Below are 13,054 nucleotides of genomic sequence, written 5' to 3'. Positions count from 1 at the left end.
GCGAGCGGTATTCTTGGGGTCAGACCTCATGAGCTCGATCGCCGCCCAACCCATCGAGAGCCTCTCCCCTGCCATGCGGCAGTACCGCGCCGCCAAGGACGCTCACCCCGACGCGCTCCTTTTCTTCCGCATGGGCGACTTCTACGAGCTCTTCTATGAAGATGCCGTGGTCGCTGCACGAGAGCTCCAACTCACGCTGACCGCCCGCGACAAGGCCCGCTCCGTACCGATGTGCGGTGTGCCGTACCACGCGGCGGGTGGCTACATGCAGCGGTTGCTGCGGCTCGGGTATCGCGTCGCCATCTGCGAGCAGATGGAAGATCCGAAGTTCGCCAAGGGCGTCGTGAAACGCGAGGTCACACGGGTACTCACCCCCGGCACCGCGCTGGACTCGACGCTGGCCGCCAGCGAGTCGCAGTGGCTGGCGGCGCTTGCCACCGCTGGCTCCGGCTCAAATGTTTCTGTAGGCGTGGCCTCTATCGACCTTTCTACCGGCGACTTCCGCGCCACCGAGTTCACGGGCAGCGATGCGTGGGCGATGGCGCTGGATGAACTCTCGCGCATGTCACCTGCCGAAGTGCTTTCGGCAAAGGGGCTTTCGCCTGACGCTCAGCAGGCGAGCCTGCGAGCAGAGTTTGGGGAGTCCAAGCAGGAAGAGGGCTCCGCCGGAACGATGCTGATCTCCGGCTCGAAGTCCGAGCTGGATGAGTGGGTCTTCCACGCCGATTATGCGGTTTCGCTGCTGCAGCAACAGCTTCGCGTTCACTCGCTGGAGGGCATGGGGCTGGGCCAGCATGCGGCGGCCGCAACCGCTGGCGGCGCAATTGTTCACTACCTGCGAGCGACCAAGCAGGGCGCGCTACAGCACCTGGATACGATCCGCTATTACGAGCAGCGCGACTGCCTTGAGCTGGATGCGGTGAGCGTTCGCAACCTCGAACTCGTCGATCCGCTGTTCTCTTCCGAAGGCCCGCAGACGACGCTTTTCTACACGCTGGACGCTTGCGGAACGCCGATGGGCAAACGCCTGCTGCGCTCGCAACTGCTGCGGCCGATGCAGTCGCTGGAAGCGATCAAGGCCCGGCTGGATGCGGTTGGACTTGGCGTGGCGGATCTTCGCCGACGGGAGGCGCTTCGGCGCTCGCTGGAAGGCGTGCTGGATATGGAGCGGCTGCTCGGCCGTGTGGCGCTGGACTCTGCCGGGCCGCGCGATCTTGTAGCGCTGGGAGCGACGCTGGCACGATTGCCCGGTGTTCGTTTGGCCGCTGCCGACTTTGGCTCTGCGGGGAATCGCTGGGCGGTGCTCGCCGGGTCGCTTGACCCGCTGGCGGACCTGCACGAACTGATTACGCGCACGCTGGTGGAAGAGCCGCCAGTGACGCTAGCAGATGGCAACTATATTTGCGCGGGCGTTGATGCGGAGCTTGACGATCTGCGCGGGCTTTCGACTTCGGGCCGCGAACGCATCGCTGCCATTGAAGAGCGCGAGCGCGAACGCACAGGCATCAGTTCGCTGAAGGTTCGTTTCAACTCGGTTTTTGGGTATTACCTCGAAGTCACGAAGGCGAATGCGAAGGCGGTTCCTGCGGATTACGAACGCAAGCAGACGCTGGTGAACGCGGAACGGTTCACGACGCCTGAGCTGAAGGAGCTGGAGACAAAGATCCTCACGGCGCAGGAGCGTTCGCAGGAGATCGAGCGCCGCATCTTTGGCGAGCTTCGCCGAGAGGTGCTCGAGTCCGCAGCGCGTGTGCGCGAGTCGGCACGTCATACCGCAGAGGTTGATCTGCTGGCCAGCTTTGCGCATACCGCTGCCCTACGTGGATGGGTGAAGCCGGAGGTCAACACGAGTGGCCTGCTTGAGCTGGTTGCCGCACGGCATCCGGTGATTGAGCGTCGTATGGAAGAGTCCGGTTCAGGTCGCTTCATTCCAAACTCGCTGCACCTTTGCGCTGCGGACGACGATGCGGCTGAAGCTTCGCTGCTGCTGATTACCGGTCCGAATATGGGCGGTAAGTCGACGTATCTTCGCACGGCCGCGCTGCTGACGATCATGGCGCAGTGTGGCTCGTTCGTTCCTGCGGACCGCATGGTGCTCGGCCTGGTCGACCGCGTTTACACACGTATCGGCGCGAGTGACAACGTTGCTCGCGGCCGGTCGACGTTCATGGTCGAGATGACGGAAACAGCCGCGATTCTGAACACCGCGACGTCACGTTCGCTGGTGCTGCTGGATGAGATGGGCCGTGGCACGGCGACGTATGACGGCCTTTCGCTGGCGTGGGCGGCTGTGGAGCATCTGCATGATCGCATCGGCGCGCGAACGCTCTTTGCAACGCATTATCACGAGCTCACGCTGCTGGCAGAACGGCTGCAGCACCTGCGCAATGTGCGCGTGACGGTGCGCGAATCGGCTGGGGGCATCGTCTTCCTGCATACGGTGGAAGCAGGGGCGGCGAACAAGAGTTACGGTATCGAAGTGGCACGACTTGCGGGCCTGCCCTCTGCGGTCGTCAGCCGCGCGCGAGAGGTGCTGAAGCTGCACGAACGCGCGGAGTCGCAGCAGGTGCGCGATGCCCTGCCCGTGCGTGACGCGGCACCGCAGATGCAGATGACGATGTTTACACCGCTCTCGCAGCGCATCGTGGACCGCATCGACGCACTCGATCTTGACGACCTGACACCACGCGAGGCGCTGACCTTGCTGGCGGAGTTGCAGCATGAGTTGAAGGGCAGCGCATGAAGCGCGAGTACCCAAAGCCGAAGGGCCTCGTCGTCGCAGGCATCATGAGCGGGACGAGCGCGGACGGCATGGACGTCGCTCTGTGCCGTATCACTCCTTCGCGTCTGGGCTCGACGGCCGAGCCACCGAAGCTGAAGCTGTTGGCGCATCGCTCCTTCCCTTACACCACGAAGGTTCGTGCCGCAGTGCTGGCGGCGATGGACGCAAAGGACATCTCGGTCGCGGAGCTTTCGCAGTTGAACTGGCGGCTCGGGGCGCTTTACGCCGAGGCTGTACGGAAGACGCTCGAAGCGACGAAGATGCGTGCGGATCTGGTTGCGATGCACGGACAGACGCTGTATCACCAACCGACGGCAACCACGTTTCTCGGTGCGGCAACGCGCTCGACGTGGCAACTAGGCGAAGCGTCGGTGCTGGCGGAAGCGCTGGGCGTTCCGGTGATTTCAGACTTTCGACCGGCCGATCTTGCAGCCGGTGGCCAGGGTGCGCCGCTGGTGCCGATGCTCGACTACGCGCTCTTTCGCCACGCGACGCGCAATCGCATTCTGCTCAATCTTGGAGGCATTGCGAACCTTACGGCGATCCCCGCAGGGGGCGACATCGACAGCGTGCTCGCCTTCGACACCGGCCCGGCGAACATGATTGTTGACGCGCTGATGCAGCACTTCACGGGCAAAGCATTCGACCGCAATGGTGCGCTTGCGGCGAAGGGCAGCGTTGTTGATTCGGCTCTGGAGCCGCTGCTCGCACTGCCCTACTTCTCCGCAGACCCGCCGAAGTCCTGCGGGCGCGAGCAGTTCGGCAAAGCGTTTGTGGAGAAGTTCCTGAAGACGCCGCGACTCGCGGACAGCAACGCAGCGGATGCGGTCGCAACGGCTACGGCGTTCACGTCGCGCACCGTGCTTGATGCCTACGCGCGTTTTGTGTGGCCACATCTCGGCCAACGCGCTCCGCAGGCGCTCGCGACCGAGCTTCTGGTTGCAGGCGGAGGCGCTCACAACCGCACCTTGATGCGCCAGCTGAGCGAAGGCTTTGCGCAGTCCGGCGTCAAGGTTACGACGACCGAAGCCTTGGGGCTGCCTATCGAAGCGAAGGAAGCCGCTGCGTTCGCGCTGCTCGGCTGGCTGACGTGGCATGGCCTGCCGGCGAATGTTCCTTCGGCCACAGGGGCCAAACGTTCCGCGATTCTCGGCAAGGTAAGCTATGCGGGTTGAACGCAGGGTGCGCACGTTCCAATGTTTAGCCAAAGGTCTTCTTGCGGCGTGCGTCCTCACAGCATTCGCATTCAGCACAACGGCCTGCGAACGCGTGCAGCGTGAGCCGACAACACTGCGTTTCCTCATCGAGTCTTCGCCGAACAATCTCGACCTGCGGCAGGGTACGGATGCGCAGTCTGAGCGCATCGGCGCACTGATCTATGATCCGCTGGTGCATCGCGATGCCAGCTTCAAGCTCCAGCCGTGGCTGGCCACAAGCTGGGAGCATCCTGATGCGCTGACCTGGCGCTTTCATCTTCGTCGTGGCGTACGCTTTCACGACGGCTCTCCGCTTACCTCTGCCGATGTGGCCTGGACGATTCGTTCGCTGATCAATGGCACACTTATCAGCTCCAAGGCGAGTGCGTTTGCCAACATCGCGAGCATCGAAACGCCGGATGCGTTGACGCTCGTTCTCCATACCAGCCAGCCCGATGCAAGCTTGCTCTTCAATCTTTCGGATGGGCTCTTTGGTGTGGTGAGGCAAGGTGCAGGCAAGGATGAAGGGCTGCATCCTGATGGCACGGGGCCGTTTCGTTTTGTCTCGCAGACGCAAGACAAAGATGTGGTGCTCGAACGAAATAAGGCCTACTGGAACGGTGCGCCGAAGATCCCGCGCGTACGTTTCGAGGTCACTCCTGATAGCATCACCACTGCGCTTGAGCTGAAGAAAGGCTCAGGCGATGTCGAGTCCAATGCCATCACGCTGGACGAGGTCCACGCGTTGCACGGAACGCCTGGCGTCCATATTGAAACCTCACCTTCGACCACAGTTCTCTACGCGCAGTTCAACGTTGCCGACCCTGCGCTGCGTGATCCGCGTGTGCGCCAGGCGATTGCCTTTGCCATAGATCGGCCTGCGCTGATCGCGGCCCTGTGGCGTGGGCAAGCGCACGAAGCCAGCTCGCTGCTGCCGCCCGGGCATTGGGCTAGAGCAACCGATGCGGAGCTGGCGCAGTATCCGCACTCCGTCACGGAGGCCATCGCGTTGCTCGATGCAGCAGGGCTCAAGCCTGATGCGGATGGAATCCGTCTGCGCTTTACGCTGAAGACTTCTACCGACGAGACTACGAGGCTGCTCGCGCAGGCTGTGCAGCAGCAACTCCGAGCGGCAGGGATCGAGCTTGCGATTCGCCCCGCAGAGTTCGGAACCTTCTACGCCGACATCACGCACGGTGCGTTTCAGATGTACATCCTGCGCTGGACCGGCGCTTCGAACCTCGATCCGGATATCTTCCGCTATGCGTACTCGTCGGCAAGTTTCCCACCGAAGGGTGGCAATCGTGGACACTACCGCAATCCGCGTATCGATGCCCTACTGGCACAGGCTGCAGCGACCAGCGATGAGGCCGAACGTCGCGCGGCGTATGTGGAGATTCAGAAGATTCTGGCGGTCGATCTGCCCTCGATCCCGCTTTGGTATCCGAACAACGAAGTGCTGCATACTTCGCGGGTCACAGGCATTGCGCCTGACGCTACCGGCAGCTTCAGCTTCCTTCGTTCTGCACAGATTCGATAGACGCCAGCCGAAGTAGCCCCTGCGGCTTTCTGAGATCAACGAAAACATCTGCTGTTCCCCTCGGCTGTTTCTGAGCTTCTGGGCAGCCACGATCTTCATGATTGCCTTCATGCCCTTTGTCAGCGAGTTGGTTCCGTGGTCCTTTCCGCGACCTGGAAGCCAACATACAACCCGAGGTTCTAAACGATTCGCTGACCTCTGCCGTCAATATTTACGAGCAGCAAGAATTGAGCGGGTTCCACACAACGTTGCAAACGCTCCCGCTTGCAGCGCTGGAAGGGGGCAAAATGCACGCCGAGACCTTTGCGCCAGTCTCGATCAAAGTCCTGTGCGAAAGCATCATTGAGGATGCAAATTTCGAGGCCTCCGGTGCTGGTAGCAGCATCGTCGGAGAACGGCAGGACCTCACCCTGTTCGCTTATCCCGACGTGCCTCGCCGCGCTATTGAGATTGTGTTGCGTAACGCGATTCGTTATGCTCCTATGGGCTCTACCATCCAGGTGGAGTGCATGGTGGACCTGAGCGCTCGAAAGGTGATTCGGGACATCCTCGACCATGGTCCGGGTGTTCCGGAAGCGATGCTACCGACATTTTCTTAATCATCGAAGCGCACAATCGCCCACAGGATGGATTGCAGGTTAGGCTCCGTATTCCACTAAGGATTAGCGTCGCTCATGGCGCTTCCGCTACAGACAGTAGCCATAGCGATTCAGCCTTTGCGTTAGCCAGCCGCGGTACCGCTTTTGCTGTCGCCTATCTCGTCGAAGCGGAGCCAGCGGTAGAAGACCGCAGAAAAGATCCAGCTGAGCACGAACAAGGCGATGATGCAGTAGCCCAGTTTGCCGAGATTCTCGTTGAGCTTTCTTGCCACGTCCCAGAAGTTGCCACGGAGTTGGAACTGGTCGGCGAGCAGGCCGGCGCCTTCGATGCCACCGACCACAAGCGCAACCACGACGGAGACGAGAGTGATCGTCATGTTGTAGTAAAGCTTTCGCACCGGCTTCACGAAGGCCCAGCCATAAGCCCCGATCATCAGGATGTTGTCAGTGGTATCGATGAGGGACATGCCCGCAGCAAAGAGCGCGGGAAAGATAAGCGCAGAGGAAAGAGGAAGCCCCTTGGCGACCTCGGCTGCAGAGATGCTGAGTAAGCCGATCTCGGTCGCTGTATCAAAGCCAAGACCGAAGAGCAGGCCGAGCGGATACATGTGCCAGCTTTGCTGGATCATGCCAAAGACAGGGCGCAGCAGGCGTGCAAAGAAGCCTCCACCGGCAAGCAGTGTGCCCATATCTTCTTCGACGTATGGAGCGCCGTTGTGTACCTGGACGAAGGCCTTGTAGACCGAGCGGAAGACGCCCAGGTTGATGAAGGCGATGCCGAAAAGGAAGAGCATGGAAACGGCCGTTCCGACAATGCCGCCGATATTGCGAAATGATGCAAGCCTGCCCTGCAGCATGAGCGTACTCGACGCGATAAGAACAGAGCCGATCACGACGATGGTCGAATGGCCGAGCGAGAACATGAAGCCTACAGCAACGGGTCGCTTGCCCTCCTGCATAAGCTTGCGGGTCACATTGTCTATCGCAGCAATATGGTCTGCATCCACCGCGTGGCGCAGACCGAAGCTATACGCGAGGAACGCGGTGCCAAGCAAAACGGGATGATGTCGAAAGGCCAGAACCGCCCAGAGCCATGCCGCAACGTTGAAGAGAATCAGCACGCCATAAATGGCGATGATTCTCGCGCGAAGGTTGCTGGACATTTCCCGGAATAATTTGTTCATGCGGCTCCCTGCAGCAACGTTCCAGACATGCTTCTTATTTTCAACGAACACCACCGTAGAGGTGGCATGCTTTCTCTCTCAACGAAAAGCATTGCTATGCTCGATAGAACGGATTCACGCGAACAGTCAGGACTGCCGCCATGTATCGACGCATTTTGTTCAAGGCCTCTGCGGCCCTTTTGTTTCTCTTGCTTCTTGTCCTCTGGGTCCACGTCAGGACGCACCGCAAACACCCCACGAGCGGCCCGTCCAATGCAGACACGTTGGTGATCGCGCAGTCGTCTGACATGGAGTCGATGGAGCCCGACAACCTGAACTCTGCTTCGTCCGTGAATATTGCCAACCTGCTCTGGGGAAGGCTGCTCACGATTACCGCCGATGGCTCCGTCGTGCCTTCGATGGCTTCTAGCTATACGTGGAACACCGCGGGCAATGAGATTACGTTTCACCTGCGGCCAGATCTGCGCTGCGACGATGGTTCTCCCTTCACTGCGCAGGACGTGGTGTACACGCTGAACCGAGCGGCTAATCAACAGAACGGTTTTTACGGCAACCTGCCAGCGTTTGTCTACTCGGCGATTGGCTTTGAGAAGGCCTGGGCGAACGATGATTCGGACGCCACCGTTCGCGTGCAAGCCTACTCCTCGCAGGTGCCCGGTATGCTGTCGCAGGCGTACATGCTGTGCCGTAGGAGTTACGAGCATCTGGCGCCTGCCGCAGCAGCGGCACACGCTTTCTCCACCGGCCCGTACAGGCTTGCTGACTGGGCGCATGACGACCGCATTGTTCTGGAGAGAAACCCGGAGTACACGCTGACCAAAGCGCCCTTCTCGCGAGTTATCTTCCGCATTATTCCAGAGGCCAGCACGCGTGTCGCAGAGTTGCTGGCGGGCAATGTGGATGTAATTTCTAACGTTCCGCCGGACCAGGTTGCGGCGATCGACACGTCCGGTGCCGCGCATGTTCAAGCAGTGAATGGGACGCGTCGCATCTTCGTTGGCTTCAACCTTTCGCCAAAGTTTGCGCACACTGATGGCGGTGCGGCGATTCAGCACAAGGCCGTCAGGCAAGCTCTTGAGTACGCCATCGATGTGCCGACCATCTGCTCGCAGTTGCTCCAACACCCGTGCCAACGCATGACGAGTCCGGTGCAGCAAGAGCACTCGCACGTCGCACCATATCCCTATAATCCGGACCAGGCGGAGCGTCTGCTGGATGCTGCAGGGTATCCACGCAAGGCGGACGGAGTTCGCTTTCATCTGACGCTGCAAGGGCCTCGCTCGCGGTACCTCGAAGATGTCAACGTAGCGCAAGCCGTCGCGCAGTACCTGGGGGACATCGGTGTTGCGACTACCGTGGAGGCGATGGACTTCAACAGTGTTTTTTCTCCGCGCGCACGACAGCATGAGGTAGGTGAACTCTTTCTCTCCGGCAACGGTGGGGCGTTGTGGAGTTCCCTCTTCGACCTTTCGCTCTTCCCGACGAAGCTTGCCAACACCAATACCGGCGAGTGGGACAGCCAGGCATGGCGCAACGATCTGCACGATCTGCAAGGCGTCCGCGATGCGGCGCAGGAGACAGCCATCATCAACAACATGCTGGAGGTTTTCCGCAACGAGGCCCCGTGGATCTTCCTCTACTTCCAGCCGGACTTCTACGCTTCGGGACCGCGCGTTGAGTTCCACGCACGGCGCGACGAACTGGTGGACGCTATGTCTATCCAGCCAAAGCAGTAGCACGGCTACGTCTTCTTCACGTCCTCCGCCTGTGGGCGCGAGACGCTGCCGTAGTGCAGAGTATGACCGTGCGTTAGGCCACCCGTGTGTGTGTGCATCCTGCCCCACTCATCCAACTCCCCCTGTGAGTGGCTGTGACCTCCCAGGGTGAGGCCTCCGGGCATTTCGATAGTGCCAAGCTCGCGGCGTGAGGGGCTGGCAAGCTGTTCTTTGATCCACGCAATAACGTTGCTGAGTCCGTTGCCACTTTTGAGATCAGTGAATAGAAACGGTCTGTCGCCACGCATCTTCTTTGAGTCGCGATCCATGACTTCGAGCGAGGAACCGACCATCTCTGCCAGGTCAATCTTGTTGATGACCAGCAAAGAAGAACGCGTGACTCCAGGACCACCTTTGCGGGGAATTTTGTCGCCGCCCGCGACATCGATCACATAGATCCACTCATCGACAAGCTCTGGACTGAAGGCAGCGGAGAGGTTGTCCCCGCCACTCTCCACGAGAATCAGCTCAAGGCCTTCATGCTCCCGCTCAAGGTCTTCAATCGCCTCAAGGTTCATGGAAGCGTCTTCGCGGATGGCGGCGTGCGGACATCCGCCCGTCTCCACACCGCGAATGCGAGAGACATCAAGCGTGCCCTGCCGCATCAGAAACTGTGCGTCTTCCATCGTGTAAATATCGTTGGTCACGACGGCAAGGTTGATCTCGTCGCGAAGCTTCCGGCTCAACGCGTCAACGAGTGCTGTCTTGCCGGAACCGACCGGTCCGGCGATGCCAATTCGAAATGCTCTTTGCTTCAACATACTCATATCGATCTCCGTTGCTAGAGGGGCTAGAAGAGGAAGTAACGCTGCGCCATAGGCAGCACCGCGAGTGGCTCACAGGTGAGAAGTTCGCCGTCGGCACGGACCTCGTAGGTCTCGGGGTTCACCTCAATGTGAGGCGTTGCGAAGTTGTGAATGAGATCCGCCTTGGTAACAGACCGGCATCCCTTCACCGCAACCTGTCGCTTGCGGAGCCCTAACGAGTCAAACGTGCCTGCCTGAATGGCAGCGGAGGAAGTGAAGAGAAGACTCGACGACGCAGGGACGTTACCGAAGGAGCCAAACATCGGTCGATAGATCACCGGTTGTGGAGTCGGGATGGAGGCGTTTGCATCGCCCATCACGCTCCATGCGATGGAGCCACCTTTGAGAATGATCTCCGGCTTGACGCCGAAGAAGGCAGGCTTCCAGAGGACGAGATCGGCCATCTTACCGGGCTCAATTGAACCCACGACATCAGCGATGCCGTGGGCTAACGCCGGGTTGATCGTGTACTTGGCCACATAGCGCTTGATTCGTGCGTTGTCGTTTCGTGAGCTATCGCCGGTCAGAGCGCCGCGCTGCAGCTTCATCTTGTGAGCGGTCTGCCACGTACGCAGCACCACCTCCCCCACGCGGCCCATCGCCTGCGAGTCACTGGAGATCATCGAAAAAACGCCGAGGTCGTGCAGGATGTCCTCGGCTGCAATCGTCTCCGGACGAATGCGGCTTTCCGCAAAGGCAACATCTTCAGGCACCAGAGGGTTGAGGTGATGGCAGACCATCAGCATGTCGAGATGCTCGGCGATGGTGTTCTTCGTAAACGGCCGCGTGGGATTGGTAGACGAGGGCAGAACGTTCTTGAGGGCAGCGATGCGGATAATGTCCGGGGCATGCCCACCGCCCGCGCCTTCGGTGTGATACGTGTGGATCGTACGACCGTTGATCGCGGCGATCGTATCTTCCACGAAGCCAGCTTCGTTGATCGTGTCGGTGTGAATCGCCACCTGAACGTCAAACTCATCGGCGACACGCAGGCAGGCGTCGATCGCGGCGGGTGTTGATCCCCAGTCTTCATGCAGCTTCAGACCACAGGCTCCGGCGATAATCTGCTCTTCCAGCGGCCCGGTTCTGCCTGCGTTTCCTTTGCCCAGGAAGCCGAGGTTCATGGGCCACGCTTCTGCCGCTTCAAACATGCGAGCGAGGTTCCACTCACCCGGTGTGCAGGTCGTGGCGCAGGTTCCGGTCGCCGGGCCGGTGCCTCCGCCAAGCATCGTTGTGACGCCGTTGGAGAGCGCTTCATAGATCTGCTGAGGAGCGATGAAGTGAATGTGGCTATCAATGGCACCAGCGGTCAGGATGTGATTCTCGCCGGCGATCACCTCTGTTGACGCGCCGATCACAAGCTCGGGGTCAACGCCATCCATCGTGTCTGGATTCCCGGCCTTGCCCACCTTTACGATCCTCCCATCGCGAATGCCAATGTCGCCCTTCACGATGCCCCAGTGGTCCACGATGAGCGCGTTGGTGATCACCAGATCGAGAACACCGTGGTTACCTTTGCGTGTGGCGTCGGAGCTCTGCCCCATGCCATCGCGGATCGTCTTGCCACCGCCGAAGACGACTTCATCGCCATAGACGGTGAAGTCCTTCTCCACTTCGAGGATGAGTTCGGTGTCGGCCAATCGAACGCGGTCGCCGGTTGTTGGACCATACAGGTCGGCGTACATCTGCCTTGAGATTCTCTGGCTCATGCGTTCCCCTTTGCGTTGCGCTGATCAAGCTCTCCATCCACCATGCCGCGATGCCCGTAGACACGGCGTCGGCCACCAAGCTCTACGAGCTGCACCTGCTTCACATCTCCGGGCTCAAATCTCACGGAGAGTCCGGAGGGCGTATCGAGGCGCATTCCGTAAGCCAACTCGCGCTCAAACAACAACGCCGCGTTGACCTCGTAGAAGTGGAAGTGGCTACCGACCTGAATTGGCCGGTCCCCTGTATTGCTTACCTCTATCGTGGCCGTCTTTCGCCCCTCGTTGAGGAGAACCTCGTCGTCGTTCAAGAGGTACTCTCCGGGGATGATGCCGATAGCGGCATCGGGCAGCACGCGAATAGGATCATGCAGCGTGACGAGCTTGGTGCCGTCGGGGAAGGTGGCTTCCATCTGCAGCTCATGCAGCATGGATGCGACGCCTTCCATCACGTCATCGCTGGTGAGCAAGGTTGTGCCGTGCACCATCAGTTCGGCAACGCTCATGCCATCTCTCGCCGACTCCATCACCGCTGCGGAGAGAAGAGCCACGGCCTCGGGGTAGTTCAGCTTCAAGCCTCGATCTTTTCTGCGATGCGCAACGTCTGCGGCCGTGTGAAGAATCAGCCGCTCCTGCTCTCGTGGGGTAAGGTGCATAACGTCCTTTCCGTACCTAATAAATCTTGCGTGGAGGAAGAGCGGGCCTGCCCATCAACTGCTGTTTGCAGTGCGCCCATACCGCGTGCAGGACCGATGAAATCTCAAGCGAAGACGAGACGACGCCTCGCACCATCAAGCCGTGAGCAGGCAAGACCGATGCCCCCCACAAGCTCTCGCTATTGGGTTGTGAGTATCGCGCGAGCATCTCCATCAAGCTTGCTTCCAACTCCCGCAAGGCCAGACTGTTTGCTCCTGCCTGAACGGCGAGAAACGTTACAAGATAGCCAGCGTTTGTGCCGAGGCGCCCGGGAGAGTTCACGGTCCAGCGTCGCGGCTCAAGCAGCAGGCGGTCGCAGAGAACAGGCTTGCCTTCCACCTGCACTTCCGTGATCAGCTTGAGGCGTTCATAGCGAAACATCTCCCCAGAAGCCTTGCGCCCCGGAGCCACGACGTCCCAGGCAAAGAGCGTGGCGCCGCGATCGAGATGGAACGTCGTCTGCTGCATTGCCCGTGCGTTCTCGAACGGAATCAGCGCATCTGGCAGATACTCCAGCAGGCTGCCCTGCCCGAGGTGGAACGTCGATCGCAACTCGGCTTCGCTGGCCTCCGCACGAGGGAAATATAAGCGCGTTGCACCGGTGGTCGTGAGCTGCACCTCCGCGCCGGGAAGCAGAGTGCCATGCAGGTGCAGCGAATCCCCGCCAAAAATGCCGCCGGAGACGTTGTTCAGATGCACGAGGCATTCAGCCTCTTTTCGCTGAAAGCCACGAATCACTTTCCATGGTGGGTCCTGACGGGCTGCGCGGT

The 13,054-nt window shown here is 60.2% G+C and carries 9 protein-coding genes and 1 pseudogene; 5 read left to right on the top strand and 5 right to left on the bottom strand.

Annotated features, from left to right (window positions below; all coding sequences use genetic code 11):
• The first annotated feature begins 28 nt into the window (after positions 1-28).
• The 4 genes from mutS to PW792_06080 all read left to right on the top strand — a co-directional run bounded on the left by mutS (position 29) and on the right by PW792_06080 (position 6,117).
• Entirely contained in the window at positions 29-2,743 is a 2,715-nt protein-coding gene (gene mutS, locus PW792_06095; GenBank protein MDE1161503.1) for a DNA mismatch repair protein MutS, read from the top strand.
• The gene (locus tag PW792_06090; GenBank protein ID MDE1161502.1) at positions 2,740-3,957 is read left to right on the top strand and encodes an anhydro-N-acetylmuramic acid kinase; all 1,218 of its coding nucleotides are present in this window, start codon (positions 2,740-2,742) and stop codon (positions 3,955-3,957) included. Before mutS ends, PW792_06090 begins: the two co-directional genes overlap by 4 nt.
• On the top strand, positions 3,947-5,518 hold the full coding sequence (locus PW792_06085) for an ABC transporter substrate-binding protein (GenBank protein ID MDE1161501.1): 1,572 nt from the start codon (positions 3,947-3,949) through the stop codon (positions 5,516-5,518). The genes PW792_06090 and PW792_06085 overlap by 11 nt, the downstream gene beginning before the upstream one ends.
• Positions 5,519-5,634: 116 nt before the next feature.
• Positions 5,635-6,117: a hypothetical protein gene (locus PW792_06080; GenBank protein ID MDE1161500.1), complete on the top strand. Its 483-nt coding sequence runs from the start codon at positions 5,635-5,637 to the stop codon at positions 6,115-6,117.
• A 122-nt stretch (positions 6,118-6,239) separates the two neighbouring features.
• On the opposite strand, the gene PW792_06075 is transcribed toward PW792_06080, so the two are convergent.
• On the bottom strand, positions 6,240-7,301 hold the full coding sequence (locus PW792_06075) for a HoxN/HupN/NixA family nickel/cobalt transporter (protein MDE1161499.1): 1,062 nt from the start codon (positions 7,299-7,301) through the stop codon (positions 6,240-6,242).
• A gap of 140 nt (positions 7,302-7,441) precedes the next feature.
• Between PW792_06075 and PW792_06070 the strand changes: the two genes are divergently transcribed.
• Positions 7,442-9,037: an ABC transporter substrate-binding protein gene (locus tag PW792_06070; protein ID MDE1161498.1), complete on the top strand. Its 1,596-nt coding sequence runs from the start codon at positions 7,442-7,444 to the stop codon at positions 9,035-9,037.
• A 203-nt stretch (positions 9,038-9,240) separates the two neighbouring features.
• On the opposite strand, the pseudogene ureG reads toward PW792_06070, so the two are convergent.
• The 4 genes and pseudogenes from ureG to PW792_06050 form a co-directional block, all read right to left on the bottom strand.
• Positions 9,241-9,837 (bottom strand): annotated as a pseudogene (gene ureG / locus PW792_06065) (urease accessory protein UreG).
• Positions 9,838-9,866: 29 nt separating this feature from the next.
• Positions 9,867-11,591, bottom strand: a complete 1,725-nt coding sequence (gene ureC / locus PW792_06060) for an urease subunit alpha (protein MDE1161497.1) — start codon at positions 11,589-11,591, stop codon at positions 9,867-9,869.
• On the bottom strand, positions 11,588-12,244 hold the full coding sequence (ureA, locus tag PW792_06055; GenBank protein MDE1161496.1) for an urease subunit gamma: 657 nt from the start codon (positions 12,242-12,244) through the stop codon (positions 11,588-11,590). The genes ureC and ureA overlap by 4 nt, the downstream gene beginning before the upstream one ends.
• A 16-nt stretch (positions 12,245-12,260) precedes the next feature.
• Positions 12,261-12,983, bottom strand: coding sequence for an urease accessory protein UreD (locus PW792_06050; GenBank protein MDE1161495.1), 723 nt, complete (start codon positions 12,981-12,983; stop codon positions 12,261-12,263).
• Positions 12,984-13,054 lie beyond the last annotated feature (71 nt).

The organism is Acidobacteriaceae bacterium (genome assembly GCA_028283655.1).
Classification (GTDB): domain Bacteria; phylum Acidobacteriota; class Terriglobia; order Terriglobales; family Acidobacteriaceae; genus Granulicella.
Note: the sequence above shows the minus strand (reverse complement) of the source record. Positions and strands in the feature narration are given on the sequence as shown.

Coding starts and splice junctions, on each gene's coding strand:
- mutS (MDE1161503.1), top strand. CDS start 29: ATGAGCTCGATCGCCGCCCAACCCATCGAGAGCCTCTCCCCTGCCATG.
- PW792_06090 (MDE1161502.1), top strand. CDS start 2,740: ATGAAGCGCGAGTACCCAAAGCCGAAGGGCCTCGTCGTCGCAGGCATC.
- PW792_06085 (MDE1161501.1), top strand. CDS start 3,947: ATGCGGGTTGAACGCAGGGTGCGCACGTTCCAATGTTTAGCCAAAGGT.
- PW792_06075 (MDE1161499.1), bottom strand. CDS start 7,301: ATGAACAAATTATTCCGGGAAATGTCCAGCAACCTTCGCGCGAGAATC.
- PW792_06070 (MDE1161498.1), top strand. CDS start 7,442: ATGTATCGACGCATTTTGTTCAAGGCCTCTGCGGCCCTTTTGTTTCTC.
- ureC (MDE1161497.1), bottom strand. CDS start 11,591: ATGAGCCAGAGAATCTCAAGGCAGATGTACGCCGACCTGTATGGTCCA.
- ureA (MDE1161496.1), bottom strand. CDS start 12,244: ATGCACCTTACCCCACGAGAGCAGGAGCGGCTGATTCTTCACACGGCC.